The 17592-nt window shown below is 46.6% G+C and carries 23 protein-coding genes; 8 read left to right on the forward strand and 15 right to left on the reverse strand.

The genetic code is table 11. The features are described 5' to 3' along the window. Entirely contained in the window at positions 1-642 is a 642-nt protein-coding gene (gene trhA, locus MHB72_RS12335; RefSeq protein ID WP_020451876.1) for a PAQR family membrane homeostasis protein TrhA, read from the forward strand. A gap of 40 nt (positions 643-682) precedes the next feature. Here the strand turns inward: trhA and MHB72_RS12340 are convergent, their stop codons facing one another. From MHB72_RS12340 to MHB72_RS12390, 11 genes are all read right to left on the reverse strand, one after another. After that, the gene (locus MHB72_RS12340) at positions 683-1306 is read right to left on the reverse strand and encodes a hypothetical protein (protein ID WP_025811262.1); all 624 of its coding nucleotides are present in this window, start codon (positions 1304-1306) and stop codon (positions 683-685) included. Positions 1307-1320: 14 nt separating this feature from the next. After that, entirely contained in the window at positions 1321-1809 is a 489-nt protein-coding gene (locus MHB72_RS12345) for a dihydrofolate reductase (protein ID WP_020451878.1), read from the reverse strand. A 357-nt stretch (positions 1810-2166) separates the two neighbouring features. Beyond that, on the reverse strand, positions 2167-2706 hold the full coding sequence (locus tag MHB72_RS12350) for a phosphatidylglycerophosphatase A family protein (protein ID WP_025811261.1): 540 nt from the start codon (positions 2704-2706) through the stop codon (positions 2167-2169). Positions 2707-2721: 15 nt separating this feature from the next. After that, positions 2722-3324, reverse strand: coding sequence for a YpjP family protein (locus MHB72_RS12355; protein ID WP_023857393.1), 603 nt, complete (start codon positions 3322-3324; stop codon positions 2722-2724). 272 nt (positions 3325-3596) lie between these two features. Continuing rightward, positions 3597-4367 (reverse strand): class I SAM-dependent methyltransferase, encoded by a 771-nt coding sequence (locus tag MHB72_RS12360; RefSeq protein ID WP_216920213.1) that lies wholly within the window; start codon positions 4365-4367, stop codon positions 3597-3599. Between the two features lie 36 nt (positions 4368-4403). Beyond that, entirely contained in the window at positions 4404-4838 is a 435-nt protein-coding gene (locus MHB72_RS12365) for a BrxA/BrxB family bacilliredoxin (protein WP_216920211.1), read from the reverse strand. Positions 4839-4925: 87 nt separating this feature from the next. After that, positions 4926-6602 carry a dihydroxy-acid dehydratase gene (gene ilvD / locus MHB72_RS12370; protein ID WP_020451884.1) on the reverse strand — a complete coding sequence of 559 codons (1677 nt, stop codon included), beginning with the start codon at positions 6600-6602 and terminating at the stop codon, positions 4926-4928. A 343-nt stretch (positions 6603-6945) separates the two neighbouring features. After that, entirely contained in the window at positions 6946-8082 is a 1137-nt protein-coding gene (locus tag MHB72_RS12375) for a conserved virulence factor C family protein (protein ID WP_026579412.1), read from the reverse strand. 30 nt (positions 8083-8112) lie between these two features. Next, positions 8113-8784 carry an HD domain-containing protein gene (locus MHB72_RS12380; protein WP_145930236.1) on the reverse strand — a complete coding sequence of 224 codons (672 nt, stop codon included), beginning with the start codon at positions 8782-8784 and terminating at the stop codon, positions 8113-8115. After that, positions 8772-9251 (reverse strand): glutathione peroxidase, encoded by a 480-nt coding sequence (locus tag MHB72_RS12385; protein ID WP_216920207.1) that lies wholly within the window; start codon positions 9249-9251, stop codon positions 8772-8774. Before MHB72_RS12385 ends, MHB72_RS12380 begins: the two co-directional genes overlap by 13 nt. Before the next feature lie 15 nt (positions 9252-9266). After that, positions 9267-10946 (reverse strand): formate--tetrahydrofolate ligase, encoded by a 1680-nt coding sequence (locus MHB72_RS12390; protein WP_216920205.1) that lies wholly within the window; start codon positions 10944-10946, stop codon positions 9267-9269. 151 nt (positions 10947-11097) lie between these two features. On the opposite strand from MHB72_RS12390, the gene metA reads away from it, so the two are divergent. Both metA and MHB72_RS12400 read left to right on the forward strand, forming a co-directional pair. Then, entirely contained in the window at positions 11098-12006 is a 909-nt protein-coding gene (gene metA, locus MHB72_RS12395; RefSeq protein WP_216920202.1) for a homoserine O-acetyltransferase MetA, read from the forward strand. Between the two features lie 269 nt (positions 12007-12275). Continuing rightward, positions 12276-13427 carry a diglucosyl diacylglycerol synthase gene (locus MHB72_RS12400; protein WP_020451890.1) on the forward strand — a complete coding sequence of 384 codons (1152 nt, stop codon included), beginning with the start codon at positions 12276-12278 and terminating at the stop codon, positions 13425-13427. 53 nt (positions 13428-13480) lie between these two features. Here the strand turns inward: MHB72_RS12400 and MHB72_RS12405 are convergent, their stop codons facing one another. Further along, a complete protein-coding gene (locus MHB72_RS12405; protein ID WP_020451891.1) occupies positions 13481-14170 on the reverse strand; it encodes an AIM24 family protein in 690 nt (229 codons plus the stop codon). A 284-nt stretch (positions 14171-14454) separates the two neighbouring features. Here MHB72_RS12405 and cspD point away from each other — a divergent pair, with 284 nt between their 5' ends. Further along, positions 14455-14655, forward strand: coding sequence for a cold-shock protein CspD (cspD, locus tag MHB72_RS12410; RefSeq protein WP_003230776.1), 201 nt, complete (start codon positions 14455-14457; stop codon positions 14653-14655). Between the two features lie 54 nt (positions 14656-14709). On the opposite strand, the gene MHB72_RS12415 is transcribed toward cspD, so the two are convergent. Continuing rightward, complete coding sequence (locus tag MHB72_RS12415) at positions 14710-14892, reverse strand: hypothetical protein (RefSeq protein WP_003182837.1); 183 nt, start codon at positions 14890-14892, stop codon at positions 14710-14712. A 160-nt stretch (positions 14893-15052) separates the two neighbouring features. Here MHB72_RS12415 and MHB72_RS12420 point away from each other — a divergent pair, with 160 nt between their 5' ends. Then, the gene (locus MHB72_RS12420) at positions 15053-15319 is read left to right on the forward strand and encodes a DUF2564 family protein (protein ID WP_020451892.1); all 267 of its coding nucleotides are present in this window, start codon (positions 15053-15055) and stop codon (positions 15317-15319) included. Positions 15320-15378: 59 nt separating this feature from the next. Here the strand turns inward: MHB72_RS12420 and MHB72_RS12425 are convergent, their stop codons facing one another. Together MHB72_RS12425 and MHB72_RS12430 are read right to left on the reverse strand one after the other, a co-directional pair. Then, positions 15379-15564: a zinc-finger domain-containing protein gene (locus MHB72_RS12425; RefSeq protein ID WP_003182841.1), complete on the reverse strand. Its 186-nt coding sequence runs from the start codon at positions 15562-15564 to the stop codon at positions 15379-15381. 14 nt (positions 15565-15578) lie between these two features. Next, entirely contained in the window at positions 15579-16238 is a 660-nt protein-coding gene (locus MHB72_RS12430) for a reverse transcriptase-like protein (RefSeq protein WP_216920200.1), read from the reverse strand. A 75-nt stretch (positions 16239-16313) separates the two neighbouring features. Between MHB72_RS12430 and MHB72_RS12435 the strand changes: the two genes are divergently transcribed. The 3 genes from MHB72_RS12435 to sspL are packed head-to-tail and all read left to right on the forward strand — an operon-like array spanning position 16314 to position 17592. Continuing rightward, entirely contained in the window at positions 16314-17015 is a 702-nt protein-coding gene (locus MHB72_RS12435; protein WP_023857402.1) for a queuosine precursor transporter, read from the forward strand. Next, positions 17005-17403, forward strand: coding sequence for a reverse transcriptase-like protein (locus MHB72_RS12440; protein WP_020451895.1), 399 nt, complete (start codon positions 17005-17007; stop codon positions 17401-17403). The genes MHB72_RS12435 and MHB72_RS12440 overlap by 11 nt, the downstream gene beginning before the upstream one ends. Before the next feature lie 42 nt (positions 17404-17445). Continuing rightward, on the forward strand, positions 17446-17592 hold the full coding sequence (gene sspL, locus MHB72_RS12445) for a small, acid-soluble spore protein L (protein WP_003182847.1): 147 nt from the start codon (positions 17446-17448) through the stop codon (positions 17590-17592).

Consider the following 17592-nt stretch of genomic DNA (forward strand, 5'->3'; position numbering starts at 1 on the left):
ATGTACACGATTAAAGAAGAAATTGCGAATGCAATTACCCATGGGCTCGGCGTTCTCCTCTCCATACCCGCCATCGTATTTTTGGTGATATTTGCGATTCGCTACGGAAGTCCGGTGGATGTTGTCAGCTTTTCGATTTTCGGCGCTTCCATGCTGTTCCTGTATTTAAGTTCGACCCTTCTGCACAGCATTCAGCACCAAAAAACAAAAGATATTCTTGAGATCATCGATCACTCAGCCATCTACGTACTGATTGCGGGTACATACACACCGCTGCTCCTCGGACCTTTGAAAGGCACGCTCGGCTATACAATGCTTGCGGTCGTCTGGGGACTTGCGATTGGCGGAGTTGTATTTAAAATCTTTTTTGTGAAACGATTTATCGTGGTCAGCACGCTGGTGTATCTTGTGATGGGCTGGATGGCGATTATTGCGATCAAGCCGCTTTATACGGCCTTGACCGGAGAAGGATTCGCCCTGCTGCTCTTAGGGGGAATATTGTATTCTGTCGGAACGATCTTTTATTTATGGAGAAAGATCCCGTATCATCATGCGATTTGGCACACCTTCGTACTCGGCGGCAGCGCCTCCATGTTTTTCTGCGTGCTTTTCTACGTGGCAAAGGTGCCGTTTATATCATAAACGGCGAAAACCAGGCTCCCATAAAGGAAGCCTGGTTTTTTTATGCCCGAAGCTGTTTGTTTTCGGTCAGGACGTATGCCGGGTGGATCGTCAAGTCGATATCAGCAGGTCTCAGCCTCTTGAACAACTTGCCTTTCTTCATGTCTTCCGTACCGGCTGTTTCGACTGCAACGATCGGAATGCCGAGCTTTTTGGATAAAGATTTGTAATCGAGCCCGTCATCTTCAGACAGAATAAAGCTTTGGCCTTTCCTGACGATCTCTTCCACTTTTTCAAGTGATGCTTCCTTGTCGGCGCTTTTTTTGACCGCGGCCATTTTATTGAGCCAGCCGCTGAGCAGCGGATAACGAAAGGCGCGCGGATCAGCAAAAAACGAAGCCGTTTTATCAAGGTGTCCGAGCAGCACGGCGAGCTCTGACAGGCCGAGCTTTGGATGCACGTAAAGGACGGGGCCAGCCGGGGATCTTCCATTCTGATGGATGGAAACGGTCGAACCGGTTAAGCCGATGCACCCCCGTAAAAAAGCTTTCGGCTTATCAAAGACAGCTTCCATCTGATTGGCGTACGAAAGGCGCGGGTCAAGTGTCTGTAGCGCCTGCAGGAGCTTGATATGCTTGATGAACATATAGGCCGAATACATCCATAAAAAACAATAGCGAAACATGAAAATCCTCTCCTCTATCCTTTTCTTTGATAAACGAGGAATTCGTAGTCATATGGATTTTTGTCATCTTTCAGGCCTTTCCGCCTCGAAACGATTTCCCACTCAGCTTCGCTGAATTCAGGAAAATACCGGTCCCCTTCAAAGGTTTCATCGATTTTTGTCACATACAGCTTGTCCGCAAAAGGCAGAATCTCCGCGTACAGTGTTGAACCGCCGATGACAAAACATTCTTCGTTTTTGTTTTTCGCAAACCGCACCGCTTCTTCTGCCGAGTGCATCACCTGACAATTCGGAATATCCAGTTCTTTATTGGATGTAACGATGATGTTCTCCCGGTGAGGCAAAGGTTTGCCGATGGATTCAAACGTCTTTCTCCCCATGATCACGGCGTGTCCTTTCGTCACCTCTTTAAAATACTTCAAATCCTGCGGCAGATGCCATGGCAGATCATTATCTTTGCCGATCAGGCGGTTTCTGTCCATGGCGGTAATCAATGAAATCATTAATTTAAAGCCCCCTTATGATGTTTGTAGCGAAATAATGCCGGATGATGCTCATCTCTTTGTGTGATCATCTGTGAACATGATGCATGAAGATGGAGGTTAAAGCTGTGATGAGAGGAAACCTTTCTTCGAGGTTTTCATTCTGATCAGGCCGCCCGAATGCATTGGTGTCATTCCCCGTTTTGTTCAATTCCGGTTCTCTAACATATGACGGCATATATCCGCATGATGTTTCATTTTTTTCATCCTTTTGTAGTGTATCTTGTTTAACCTTTCGAAAACAAGACATTTTTCGGGAAAAGACATAAAATATCGGCATAAAAAAACCCCGCCTGATGGCGGGAAGGGCGAGGTCTTTCAACGGCTTTTCGCAACGCTCTGTCCGTCTGTTCTCTCTTCATCCTCAAGATCCTGATGCGAATGGGCAATTCGGCTTGCAGCAGCTGCCGCCAAGGCAGCGACGATATCATCAAGGAACGTGTGAACCTCATCGTCCGGACAGTCGTCCAGTTCTTTAATGATGCCGAACTTTTCTTTATCCAGATAGCCGAAGTTCGTCAAGCCGATCGAACCGTAGACGTTTACGATGGAAAGCGGAATAATCTCGTCGATCCCGTAAAGGGGTTCATCCGTTTCGACCAAATATTGAAGCGGTTCAGGCAATAGCTTTTTCTCGGCAAGCTGGTCAAGCGCTATCCCCGTTAACACGGCATGAACGATTTCCCTTTTGTTTAAGACCTTTTCGACATTCTCAACGCATACAGCAAGCGACAGATCAGGATGGTATTTTTCCTGCAGCTTTTGTACGATCAGTGCAATATCCTCAATCGTAACCCCGCGCTCATTCAGCATATTTTTCGTTAAGTGCACCATTTCATTCATCGTATACTTCTTCATCTGCATCAATCTCCTTTAGTGGCTCATCCAGTTAGGCGGTGTATTGCGGTCCCAGTATATGCTTCCGAGATCGTGATGTTTTTGAAAGCCGTCTTCGGCAGTATGATAATGAAAGTTAAACCAGTACCCTTTATGCGGCGGCTTGTCCCTGCGCACATGGAACCTCAGCACATCCTCCCCCGTTTTCCGGTTGTAAACGTGGAAGATTCTCTCCGACTTCCCCGCCGTCGGCGTTTTGGAAATGACAAGATCCTGGTAAGCGTCATTGTCCTGCATTGTCATGAGATGGCTGACGATGATCTCCTCGACCTTTGGAAGCACTTCTTCCCTGTACTCGTCTTCGATGACCGGCGATATCCTGCTGCCGAATTTTACGAATGACAGATCTTCTGCTTCATTGAGCAGTTCATCCTTGTAGCTGTCAAATGAAGATTTGGATTCGCCGTCTTCTTCAAGTTCGGGCTCTTCCTGCTTTTGATAAACAGCTGTATACCCGGATTCTTTCATGCTCTGATGCTCCTGCGGCTTGTCCGCCATTAATGCCGCAGGAGGAGATACAAGGCCGAACGTTGCAATTGTAAATAATGTGACAAGCGCTTTTCTCATCCACATCTTCATGACTGGTTAGTCCCCTTTTGGATCGCTTTCTCGTTTTCTCTTATTCTATCATAGGTTGAATTTTCAGTCATTCATAAAGTGACGGTGCAAATAAACAAAACGCCTTTTCTTTTGGCGATAAAACGTTTACAATCAAAGATGAAAATTCCAAAATTGGGAGTGATCGTTCATGATTGAAGGTCTTTTTATAACCGCTTCATTGATTACCCTCGCTTATTTTATCGTCATGGAAATCGCAGATTAAAAAATCCCAAGGTATATGCCTTGGGATTTCATTTTTCGAGAACACCGTAATGAAACAGGGCCGTTTTGCGTTTTTTTACGCGAAATCCGTATTTTTCGAAGCGCGGACTTTTCCAGTGGTCTTTCAGGACCACTCTTTTTCTGGCGACCCGAAGGGCTTCATTTAAAGCACCGTCAAGCGTAAACTCGGAATGCGCCCACTTTCTTAAAGGGGCGATGCCGTTTGATTCTTCGATTCCATCATCAAACATCGGGTCAAAGTAGACGATATCTGCTGAATCATCATCAAGCTCCAGCAGATATTCAAAGCTGTCGCCGGAATGAACCCGAATCCTTTTCATCGCCTGATCCAAAGCGTCAAGGCCTGTCTCCCACGATTGAAGCCCCGCCTCGACAAGAAAAGCGAGGAGCGGGCTTTTTTCAATTCCGCACACCTCGCCTTGTTCGCCAGCGGCAAGGCTTGCAATGATGGCGTCTGATCCAAGGCCGAGCGTACAATCGAGCAGCTTGTCTCCCGGTTCAACTTGTGCAGCTTCGACAAAAGGATCCGGTTCGCCTCTTAACATGCGCTTCGCCCGGAACATCGCAGAGTTCGGGTGGAAAAAGAACTTTTCGCCTTCTGAATGATACAGCTCGAAGCGCTCTTTTCCAACCACGAGAACATCTTCCTGCTCTGTCTCCCGGATTTGGCGAATCGGCCGTTTTCTCCGTTCGGAAAAGCGGGCGCCGAGCGTCCAGCTGATTTTTTCCGCCGTTAAAACCGTGTTTTCAGTCGGTCTGTAGCTTGTTGTGACAATCATGTTCTTCTCCGTAAAAAATGCCCTTCAAAGGGCATTTTAGCAATGTTTTTCAAAAGCGTCCGTGATGTTTTTCATAATCTCCGTCATTTCACGGCCTTCAATCTGTTCACGAGGAATTAAATGAACGACTTTTTTGCCTTTCAGCAGTGCCATTGAAGGTGAAGACGGTTCATATCCTTCGAAGTATTCCCTCATTTTCGCCGTTGCTTCGCGGTCCTGTCCGGCAAAGACTGTAACGGTCTCATCAGGCCCGTTTTCGCTTCCGGAGACGGCCTGAACGGCTGCCGGTCTCGCCAGCCCTGCGGCACATCCGCAGACTGAATTGACGACGACGAAAGTCGTGCCTTCTGCACCTTCCATGAATGTCTCAACTTCTTCCGCGGTCGATAACTCTTTAAAGCCGGCCTGCACCAATTCCTGACGCATCGGAAGAACGAGCTGGCGCATGTATTCTTCATAAGCTGTTGACATATTAAAAAGCCCCCTCTATAAACCTTGCTACTGATGTCAAGGATACTACAGCGGGGGCTGAATTTCAAACACCGGGCGAAAAAACCGCTAGATTTTCATAATGCCGCCGGTATTGGCAGATGTCACCAGCTTTGAATACCGGGCGAGATAGCCCGTTTTCACTTTCGGTTCAAATCCGGGCCAGTTTGCTTTTCTTTTTTCCCACTCTTCATCGGAGATTTCGATGTTTAAAATCCGCTTTTCGATATCAACAATGATATGGTCGCCGTTTTCTACGAAAGCAAGCGGGCCGCCTTCGGCTGCTTCTGGCGAAACGTGGCCGATCGAAAGACCGCGGGAGGCTCCGGAAAAGCGGCCGTCGGTAATTAAAGCAACTTTCGGACCGAGGCCCATTCCGACGATCTGCGAAGTCGGTGCAAGCATTTCAGGCATTCCCGGTCCGCCTTTAGGACCTTCATAGCGGATGATGACGACATCTCCCGCTTTTACTTTACGGTTGATGATGCCGTCAAGCGCTTCTTCCTGTGAGTCAAAGACAACCGCAGGTCCTTCATGGCGGGTAATCCCGTCTTGGACGCCGCCGGTTTTAATGATCGCACCGTCAGGCGCCAGGTTGCCGAACAGGACGGCGAGTCCGCCTTGCTCTGAAAACGGCTGATCGATCGGATGAATGACCTCGTAATCTTTCACTTCGCGCCCGGCAATATTTTCGCCAAGCGTTTTTCCCGTTACGGTCAGCGTATCCAAGTGAAGCGCGCCTTCTTTTTTCGACAGCTCGTTTAAGACTGCTGATACGCCTCCAGCTTCATGCAAATCTTCAATAAACACATCGGAAGCCGGCGCAAGCTTTGATAAATGCGGAACCCTTGCCGCTACCTCATTGATCCGTTCAAGCGAGTAGTCGACCCCCGCTTCATTGGCGATCGCAAGCGTATGAAGGATCGTATTCGTTGATCCACCGAGCGCCATGTCTAAAGCGAACGCGTTGTCGATCGCTTTTTCGGTCACGATGTCGCGCGGTTTAATATCCGACTTGATCAACTCCATCAGCTGGCGGGCCGACTGTTTGGCAAATTCCCTGCGGTCGGGCGATGTCGCCAAAATGGTGCCGTTGCCCGGCATGGCGATGCCAAGAGCTTCAGAAAGGCAGTTCATCGAGTTGGCCGTGAACATGCCCGAGCATGATCCGCATGTCGGACAGCCGAACTGTTCAAGCTCCTCAAGCCCTTTCTCATCGATTTTGCCTGATTGATAAGCGCCAACGCCTTCAAATACAGAGGAAAGCGAGATTTTCCGTCCGTCGCTCGTTCTTCCCGCTTCCATCGGCCCCCCGCTGACAAACACGGTCGGAATATTGATCCGCATTGCTGCCATGATCATACCCGGCGTGATTTTATCGCAGTTTGGAATACATACCATTCCGTCAAACCAGTGCGCTGATACAACCGTTTCCACTGAATCGGCGATGATTTCGCGGCTCGGAAGAGAATATCTCATTCCGATGTGCCCCATCGCAATTCCGTCGTCGACCCCGATTGTATTAAATTCAAACGGAACACCGCCGGCCTCTCTGATCGCCTCTTTGACGATTTTTCCAAACTCCTGCAAATGGACATGACCCGGTACGATATCGATATATGAGTTGCAAACGGCAATAAACGGTTTGCCGAAGTCCTCTTCTTTTACCCCAGCCGCGCGCAGCAAACTGCGGTGCGGCGCTCTGTCGATCCCTTTTGTAATCATGTCACTGCGTAAACCTGTCATCGTGATCCTCCTAAACATCTTCGTATTTACATTCTATATTTTCTGAATATTCAGTTTTAAAAAACTGTCTGCTAACCGCTTGCCGGACTGATCCGCAAGATGACGGCTGTTTTGATCTTCATCTGTAAATCATTCCCCATGAATCAGAACCTCCACATTCCATATGATTGCTAACTACTATATATATTTTCAGCGTGTTTTTCAACAATATTCGAAATATTTTTATAGAAAAAGTGATATTTTATAACAAGACGCGTGACTTTTTTCAAAATTCCCGGATGGATCGCCGCTTCAGAGCGAAGAGCTTAAGGCATAAAAAAAGACGCTGTTTCCAGCGTCCTTGTCAGCCGTCTTTTTTGCGGCTTTCCGTCATTTGCTTCCATACGGAGCCTTTCGCTTCTTCACCGTATTCGATCCGTTCGACCGCCATTTTGACTTGAAGGCTGACTTCAAATTCGGGATCGTTTTCAGCTTCTTTTAAAGCGGGAAGCGCGCTCTCATCGCCGACTTCGTACAGAAACATGGCGGCTCTCCAGCGCACAAGCTTGCTCGGGTCCTTGAGCGCTTTGATCATTGCCGGAATCGCTTCCGGGTTTCCGATGTCTGACAGACAATCACCGGCTGTTCTTCTGACCGTGATCGTTTTGTCTTCGAGTGCTTGATATAAAAGAGGAAGCACCGCAGGCGTTTCGATCATGCCCAAATAAACGACAGCAAGTCTTCTGATCGATGTTTTCGGGTCATTGAGCGCTTTTTCGAGTACTGGAATGTCCTTTTCATCCGGATCCATTTGTTCAAGATGGGCATAGCGTTTTTGCCAATCTTCCTCATCCATCATTTCAAGCGTTACCCGGTAAGACTTTCGCTGCACAGCCGCGCGTTTATCCTCAGCATCGCTTGATGCGGCTGATTCCGTCAGCTTCCGCAGGCGCTCCTCATCGTAAGCCGCCTCAAGCTCTTCCGTTACTTCACGGCCGATTTCTGAAAAATCGCCGAATCTGACGCCTTGCTCTTTCCAAGACCGTTCGAGCACGACGTTGGAAGACGCGGTTTTAAGCTTCAAGATCGCTTCTTGGAAACGTTCCGGAAGGCCGAAGCGCTCCTCGCGCTCGCCGTCGGTCAATTTCACCTGCATCGGTATCCCGCTGAACATTTGCACGAAGACTTTAACTTCGCCAAACGATTCTTTTTCTTCGGAACGGCCCCCCGCCTCTTCGGCTTCGTCCATTCCGAAAGCAGCACGCACGGCAGGGAGGATGTCTTTCCAGTCAAATCTCGCATTGCGCTCGACAGCGATAAAATCGGCCACATGGTAGACGCCTTTTACTCCCTCTATGTTTAAAACCTCTTGGATGACGGGAGGCGCGCCTTCCGCATGGTCCTTTTTATAATTATTGCTTTTTCCGCCCGGCAGTTCTTCGGTCAAAATCACCTTCATTGTATTCGGGCTCGGTGTCGGTTCTATCGATTTAATTTTCATCATTGTCCCCCTCTGTTAAAAGATCCGGTCTTATTCTACCATAACCCCCGGTCCTGATCTATCAAGGCGGCTTTCTCCGGAGAAGGCGCATTCATTTTCCAGTTCGCCGAGAAATTCGAGCATCAGCTGATGCCTTTTTTCCGCGAGCATCCGTCCCGTCTTTGTATTCATCAAATCTTTTAAAAGGAGAAGCTTCTCGTAAAAGTGGCCGACAGCAGTAGGCGCATTGGCGCTCCCGTAGAGGAGATGACCCTTTGCCCCTGCAAACATCAAAGCCCTGGCGATCCCGACGGCGCCGATCGCATCAAGCCGATCGGCATCCTGAACTGCCATACCTTCTTTTGAAAGGCGTTCGTCTTTATATTTTTCTCTGTCTCTGAATGACATTCTTGTGATGATGGCAAGAATCCCGTCAACCGTTCCAGGATCGACCTTCCAGTCTTCTGACAGGCGCCTTTTCAACTCATCTAGCGGAACCCGGTGTTCATCGTCCAGCTTTACATCAATCATATCGTGGAGAAGGGCGGAAGCTTCGGTCACAAACAGGTCTGCACCCTCTTCTTTTGCAATCTGAAGGCTTATGTTCCGAACCCTTTCGATATGCAGCCAGTCATGTCCTGTCCCTTCGGCTGCGAGCTTTTTTCTTACCCATTCGGACATCAAGCGGATCTGTTCTGTTTGTTCCTGATTCAGCCCAGCCATTTCTGAATGGCCTCCTCCATCTCCTTTGGATTGGTTTGCGGTGAAAAACGCTCAACGTTCTCCCCGGTTTGATCAACGAGAAATTTTGTAAAATTCCATTTGACCGCTTTTGTTCCAAGCATGCCCTTCGCCTTGTTCGTCAAGTGGCGGAACAGCGGGTGGATTTGATCTCCTTTTACATTCACCTTCGAAAACATCGGAAACGTGACCCCGTAGTTTACGCTGCAAAATTCTTCTATGCTTTTTTCATCGCCAGGCTCCTGATTCATGAATTGGTTGCTGGGAAAGCCCAGAATCTCCAGCCCCCGGTCTTTATATGTTTCATACAAGCCTTGAAGCTGTTGATATTGGGGTGTAAATCCGCACTTTGAGGCCGTGTTGACGATGAGAAGCACTTTGCCTTTATACGGCCGCAGTGTCGTGTCCTCGCCTTTAATCGTCTTGACGCTGATATCGTAAATGGACATGACGGTCCCTCCTTTTTAGAATAAACCTTTGGCCCTGCCGTCTTCACCGACATCCATTTTAAGTGCAGCAGGATGTTTCGGCAGCCCGGGCATTGTTAAAATGCTGCCAGTTAAAGCGACGATAAATCCCGCGCCCCTCGATGGTTTTAATTCACGGACGGTGATGCTGAAACCTTTCGGCCTGCCAATTTTCCCCGGATCATCTGATAAAGAATACTGAGTTTTGGCCACGCATACTGGCAGCCCGTCCAATCCGTTCTTTTTCAATTCCAGCAGCTGCTTTTTCGCCTTTTCGGTAAACTCTACCCCCTCGGCTCCATAAACGGTGCGGGAAATTTTGGCTAATTTGTCTTCGATCGAGTCGGTTAATTCGTATAAATAGGAAAAATGATTGTCCTTTTGCTCCATAACATGAATGACTTCACTTGCCAGGTCAATCCCGCCTTTTCCGCCTTCTTCCCAAACATTGCACAGTGCAGCCGGATGCCCGTTGTCCCTGCACCAGCCAAGAACCGTCTCAAGCTCATCCTCCGCATCGTGTACGAACCTGTTGACGGCCACAACGTACGGAAGACCGAAGGCGTCTATCGTTTCGATATGCTTGGTAAGGTTTGCGATTCCGCTTTTTAATGCGTTTACGTCTTTTTGCTTCAAATCGGCGAGAGGCATTCCGCCGTGCATTTTCAGCGCTCTTACGGTGGCGACGATCACGACCGCTCCTGGGGTGAACCCGCCGGCTCTCGTTTTGATGTGCATGAATTTTTCCGCACCCAAATCCGCGCCAAATCCCGCTTCAGTCACGACATAATCAGCCAGTTTCGCCGCCGTTTTAGTCGCGATCAAACTGTTCGCCCCGTGTGCGATGTTTGCAAACGGGCCTCCGTGGACGAGCGCCGGTGTTCCTTCAACAGTCTGAACAAGGTTTGGTTTGATGGCATCTTTTAATAGGAGAGCGAGCGCTCCTTGAACACCGAGCATGCCGGCCGTCACCGGCTGTCCGTCAACAGTGTAGGCAACGATCATTGCTGCCAGACGTCTTTTTAAATCGGCCAAGTCTCCGGCCAGGCATAAAACGGCCATGATTTCCGATGCGACAGTAATGTCAAAGCCGTCTTCCCGGGGAAATCCGTTCGCTTTTCCGCCTAAGCCGACAACGGTTTCGCGCAGCGCCCTGTCATTGAGGTCAAGCGTCCTTTTCCAGACGATTTTTCTAATATCGATGTTTAATTCGTTTCCCTGATGAATATGATTGTCTATAAAAGCCGCCAAAGCGTTGTTCGCAGCTGTGATCGCATGCATATCTCCTGTAAAGTGAAGATTGATATCCTCCATCGGAAGAACCTGGGAATATCCTCCTCCGGCAGCCCCGCCTTTCAGTCCCATTGTCGGACCGAGTGAAGGTTCCCTCAGTGCAACGATCGATTTTTTGCCAATCTGCCAGAGCGCCTGGCTCAATCCGACGGTGACAGTCGACTTCCCTTCGCCGGCCGGGGTCGGGTTGATGGAGGTTACCAAAATCACCTGTCCATCGTTTTTTTCTTTTAAACGCTCAAAAATTTTTAAAGAAATTTTCGCTTTTGTGCAACCAAAACACTCTATTTCATCGTCATTTATATTGAGCTTCCGTGCAATTTCGGCAATCGGTTTTAATTCCGTACTTTGGGCGATTTCTATGTCTGATAGATGGGATTTCATTTGCAAGAGGATCCTCCTTTTGGTTCATCACACGATGATTTTCCATATTTTTCACACACTTCTTTCATTGTAACACAATTCACACATTGAAATATCGCCAAAAAGTTCCTATAATGAAGAAAAATCAGCGGAGAAAACCGGAGGTGGCGTGTTGCCTATCAACATACCTATCAATTTGCCAGCGAAGCAGATTCTTGAAAGTGAAAATATTTTTGTCATGGATGAAAAACGGGCTTTTCATCAGGACATCAGACCTTTAAATATTGTGATTCTTAATCTGATGCCGCAGAAAATCAGGACCGAGACACAGCTGCTCAGAATGCTCGGAAATTCTCCTTTACAGGTATATTTCACTTTTTTAATACCGTCTACACACACGCCAAAACATACACCAAGGCAGCATTTGGAACAGTTTTATACAACTTTTTCTTCGATCAGGGACAGAAAATTTGACGGCATGATCATTACCGGCGCGCCGATCGAGCACCTGGAGTATGAGGAAGTGTCCTATTGGAAAGAACTTCAGGAGATTTTAGAGTGGAGCAAAACGCATGTCACATCAACGCTTCACATCTGCTGGGGAGCGCAGGCGGGGCTTTATCATCATTACGGAATTCGCAAAGTCAAACTGCCGAAAAAAACATTTGGCGTTTTCGAACACAGAATAATGGAGAAAAATGAAAGACTGGTCAGAGGCTTTGAAGAGTTCTACTATGTCCCGCATTCAAGGCATACAGATATAAATATGGATGACCTAAAAGCCGTTTCTCATTTAAAAGTGCTCAGCGTATCCGATGAAGCGGGCGTCTGTTTAATTGCTTCAAAAGATGAAAAACAAGTTTTTTTAACTGGACATCCTGAGTATGATACAGATACTCTTAAAGAAGAGTATGAAAGGGATTTGGCCGGAAACATGGACATTGATCCGCCGGTGAATTATTTTAAAGATGGGCCGGACGGTGCGGCGCCTGTAAACCGTTGGAAAGCCCACGCGACTCTTTTGTTCATGAACTGGCTGAATTATTACGTTTACCAGGAAACACCGTACGAGTGGAAATGAAATTCTCATGCCCTGGTCTGATGCAAGACATTCAAAATGTGTTAAAATACAGTTGGGTTAGTCTTCCATAAGGGGGTTCGGCTTGGCCGCGAAAGCAGGAATAATAAGGAACCCAGTGCTTTCCTGCCGATCCATACTTTAAAAATACCTTAATTTTTGTTCTTCATTTATAATTAAAATAATATTTATGGTATGGTATGTGTGGACATTGACTCCTGTTTTTTTACCATTTTAGCTCTTGCTGTTTGAATTAATTGAGGTGAATATGCTTGAATACCAATAAAAATATATTAATTTTGACTGCAAATTACGGAAATGGCCATGTTCAAGTAGCCAAAACGCTCTACCAAGAGTGCGAACGGCTCGGTTTTAAGAATGTAACTGTTTCGAATTTGTATCAAGAATCAAACCCGATTGTGTCAGAGATCACACAGTATCTCTACCTGAAAAGCTTTTCAATCGGTAAACAGTTTTATCGCCTTTTCTACTATGGGGTCGATAAAATTTACAATAAAAGAAAGTTTAATATTTATTTCAAAATGGGAAATAAACGGCTGGACCAACTGGTTAAAAAACATCAGCCAGACATCATTATCAATACGTTTCCAATGATTGTCGTACCCGAATACAGACGGAGAATGGGAAAAGTCATTCCGACCTTTAACGTCATGACGGATTTCTGCCTTCACAAAATTTGGGTCCACGAACACATTGACAAATATTACGTAGCCACTGATTATGTGAAGGAAAAACTGCTCGAAATCGGCACTCACCCGAGCAATGTCAAGATCACGGGTATTCCGATCCGCAGGCAGTTTGAAGAAGAAATGGACAAAGATAAAATCTACGAGAAGTATCAGCTGTCTCCCGACAAGAAGATATTGCTGATCATGGCAGGCGCACACGGGGTTCTTAAAAACGTAAAGGAACTGTGTGAATCTCTGGTGACGAAAGAGGATGTTCAAGTCGTCGTCGTGTGCGGAAAAAATACGATGCTGAAATCTTCACTGGAAGACATTGAAGCCCTTTATCCAAACAAGCTGAAATCACTCGGTTATATCGAAAGAATTGACGAGCTGTTCAGGGTGGCTGACTGCATGATCACAAAGCCGGGCGGAATTACCCTGACGGAGGCCACGGCAATCGGCGTTCCCGTCATCCTTTACAAGCCTGTTCCCGGGCAGGAAAAGGAAAATGCCCTGTTCTTCGAAGACAGAGGAGCTGCCATCGTCGTCAACAGGCATGAGGAAATTCTTGAATCAGTCTCCTCCCTTTTGGCTGATGAGAAAAAGTTAAACGAAATGAAGAAAAACATTAAAAACTTGCATTTATCCAATTCATCAGAAGTCATCCTGACGGACATTATCGAGCAGTCTGAAATCATCATGAACAAAAAACAGACTGTCCGGGCGCTGTCCTAAAAAAGCCTGAGTCAAAAAAACACTTGCCCTGCAAGTGTTTTTTTCGTTTAATATTAAGATTCCGAGTAATAAACTTCTTCAAACGGCTGCACAACGACAAACCCGTTCCCTGAAAACTTCATTTGGATCGATTCCCCGCTTCCCCTGCCGATGAACGTCTTAAAAGATACATCTGTCACAAATTCAGGCTGAAGGCTTCCAGACCAGGCAACCGTTGCGTTTGGATCGGTATAGACTGGGCTTTCCGGGGTTACGATTAAAGTGAGCGGTTCGTAATGGCTTGTGATTGCAGCCATTCCAGTTCCCTCAAGCTTAATGTTAAACAATCCGCCGGCCAGCATGCCGGAAATTCTTTTCATCAGTTTGATGTCCCAGTGGATCGACGGCTCAAATGCGAGCAGATCGTGCCCGTTCACAAATATGGAGTCCCCCTTCAAGTTTAAGATGGAGATCTTCTTTCCTTGATCAGCGAGGTACACCTTTCCGTTTCCTTCCGCTTTCATCAGTGCAGCCCCTTCTCCGCTGAACACTTTTTTCACCATCCGTCCAATTCCGTGTTCAAATACCCCTTCACGCTTAAATTTGACTCTTCCCCTGTAGGAAACCATCGAACCGGCCTTTGCCCACACTTTTCCATCGAGATTAACTTCCAAGAGACGGGGTGTTTCCATTTCAAACAGCCCCTCCCCTTTGTCTTCCTGCTGGGTTTTGGATACAAACTCATCAACCGAATAACGGTTCATCTATAAACACTCCTCTTCGCATTCCTGATATTGGTTTTATTATATACGGGCTGACGCTTAAAATGTTTCGTCCACTTTGCGAAAAATAATGATCAATAACCAGAAACTGAAAACGATTTCAAAGAAATTCCTTAAAAAAGCATTAAAGTTCATTTTTTTCTCTTGACAGCTTGACGAAGCCTCCATAGATAGTGTATAGTGAAACCATCATTTAGCAGAACACCGTTAGATGATGAAAATTTTTTTTAGCACATTGTGCTACAGTACTAGGAGGATTAAGCAATATGCAAAACGGTAAAGTAAAATGGTTTAACAATGAAAAAGGCTTCGGCTTCATCGAAGTTGAAGGCGGAGACGATGTATTCGTCCATTTCACTGCAATCGAAGGTGACGGATACAAATCTCTAGAAGAAGGACAAGAAGTTTCTTTCGAGATTGTTGAAGGTAATCGTGGACCTCAAGCATCTAACGTTGTAAAGCTTTAACAAAATCAAGACAATTGAGACTTCAAATAAGAGGAGAGGCATTTTTTGCCTCTCCTATTTAATTTTCAGCTGAATTTCGATTGCCAGTATATTTTGCTTCAACCTTTGCTCGATTTCCTCAATGTTCTTCTCGAGAGATGGACGCCCCTTTTTCGCGATATCAACGAGCTGTTCAAGATCTTTATATACCTCCACAAATGTCTTGTGAAGAACGGTTTGCAGTTCATTGCTTTCCACTGTTCCTCAGACTCCTTTTTTTCATGATTACCTAAATTAGTAATAAAGACTTATATTTTTTAGGTTCAATAGTTATATCGGATTAATTTTACTTTATTTTTTCTATTTCACACATAAAAATGCCTTTTTTAGAAAAAATACTTGTCGGAGGTGTATGATCATGAACTCAGAACATCGCGATGATCTTGTAACGGGATTTAATCAGCGCAAGCAGCTTGAAATAGCCGTAGAAACCGCCCAAAAGACGACGGGAATGGCGACGAGGCAAAAGAGCTCCACTTTGCTGAAATCGGCGTATCAATCCATCGAAGACGCCAGACAGCTGTCACAGGCTGAGGAACTATCCGCACTGGATGAAGACTTCTTAAACGAACAGCTCAACATCTTAAATGATTGCCAGCACCAGCTTGACGAATCACAGCATTAAAAAAACCGCGTTCAGCGGTTTTTTTAGCGCGGCCCAAGGATGATGGTTTATTGGGGGGATCAATTTTTGTTTGTCAGCACGTCTCCATAGGTTCGGAGCTTTTCTCCGACCGTGCATTTTGAAATGCAAAATGCGTGGGCATACGTTTTTCCGTATTCTTTTCTGAAGTGTTTTTTAATGAAGCACCCTTCACAGTAGGTGTCCTGCAAATGTGTGAGTTCCTTAAAGATCTCTTTCTTATCCAAAACGTTCATCTCCGTTATTCATCTAGTTTGATTTGGCTTTCCACAATGGTATGCTCAAGCATTTTTTTTGCGAGCTGATCCGCTTCCTTGTTGTCTTTACGGCTGATTTGAATATAGGTGGGCGTTAGCTTTAATTTTTGAAGCTGGCTCTCGATTCTGTCCAGCCATTTCGAATGAACGGGGTCATAGCATGGCCAGTTACCTTCAAGCTGGTTCAGCACGACGAGCGAATCCCCTTTAATGACGATGGAGTTCCTGCTTGCCCCAAGGTCTCTAAGCTCTTTAACGGCTTCGGAGAGAGCCGCATATTCCGCCTCGTTATTCGTTGTCAGCCGAAAGCTCTTGTTCTTTCTCAATCGGTACCGGTCCCCGCCGAGGGAGTAATATATCACAATGCCTAAACCAGCGAGCTGACTTTCTTTATCATAGCTGCCGTCAAAATAGACGGTGATCTCATCCGGTTCAGCCGCAAGTTCTTCTTTCAGCTTTTCCAGCTCTTTCAGAGTCCAAAAGCTGCCCTTCTCATCTTCAAACTCAAGTTCAGTGACATACGGACTTTGAGAAAGCTGACGCCCGGCCGCCACTGCCTCTTTCATCTCGATCCATTCATCAGCTGTAAAAGGAATGGGTGAAGACCCTTTAATCTTGATTTTCATACCTGCTCTCAGTTTCACAAAATCACCTTTATTCAAATTATGGCTTGTTATGCTATAATCAAAACAGTTTATTCAGAAAGGAAGTACCCGTTCTTGTTTAACGAAATATTATGGATTAGTTTTGCGATCATTAATTTTATCATTGTTCTCTTCTTTTTTAAACGATTTGGCAAAACCGGTTTATTTGTCTGGATCGGTTTTGCGACAGCCGCCGCCAATATCGAGGTGGTCAAAACGGTCGAGCTGTTCGGGTTGACCGCGACACTCGGCAACATCCTGTACGGAAGCGTATTTTTTGCGACCGACGTCATCAATGAAAGATACGGAAAGGAAGAAGCGAAAAAAGCCGTTTCAATCGGTTTTTTCATTCTGATTGCTTTGACGCTCGTCATGCAGGGAGCGCTTCTGTTCAAGCCGCATCCGGAAGACATTGCACAGCCTGCGCTGGAGACGATATTCGGCTTCTTGCCCCGTGTGGCGCTCGGCAGCCTGCTCGCCTATATCATCAGCCAAACGCTTGATGTTTATGTATATTCGGGAATCAGAAGGTTATTTCCTTCCGATCGGGCACTGTGGCTTCGCAACAGCGGCAGCACAGCCCTAAGCCAGCTGCTCGATACATTGATTTTTACAAGCGTCGCATTTATGGGCGCTTATCCGCTGAATGTCTGGATTCAGATTTTCATCACGACATATGTCTTGAAATTCGTTGTCGCCGTTTTCGCAGCGCCGTACGCTTATGCCGCTAAAAGAATCACCCCTTTGGATGAAAGGAGCGGAAACAATGCCGATTGAGGTCTATATCGACGGAGCAAGCGCGGGTGATCCCGGACCGTCCGGACTTGGCATTTTCATCAAAGACGGTCAGAAGACCGAGTCCTTCTCCCTTCCCGCCGGCTTACTGAGCAATCATGAAGCGGAATTCAAGGCGCTGATCGAAGGAATGAAGCTGTGCGCCGAACGAAACTACCGGATCGTTTCGTTTCGGACCGATTCGCAGATCGTCGAGCGCACGGCGGATTTGGAGTTTGTCAAAAATCAGGCATTTAAGCCTTATCTGGATGAAATCATCCGCTTAAAAAACGATTTTGATTTATTTTTTATCAAGTGGATTCCTTCGAAGTCTAACCAGGCGGCTGACAAGCTTGCGAAAAAGGCGATATTGCTGAATCACCCCGAGTAAAATCCATTCCCGCTGCACATCATAACGAGTGAGGTGGTTCATGTGGAAAAACAGCATTCAGCAGGAAGAGGCCGCCTGACAGGCGGTGTCACGCCCCAGGGAGATATTGTATTAAACCGGGATAACCGGCATACAGACCCAAAAACCGAGCTTGAAAACCGGGCGAAAAAAAGCAATACAAAACATTAG

The sequence above is a fragment of the Bacillus sp. FSL K6-1284 genome (assembly GCF_038002625.1).
GTDB classification, from domain to species: domain Bacteria; phylum Bacillota; class Bacilli; order Bacillales; family Bacillaceae; genus Bacillus; species Bacillus paralicheniformis.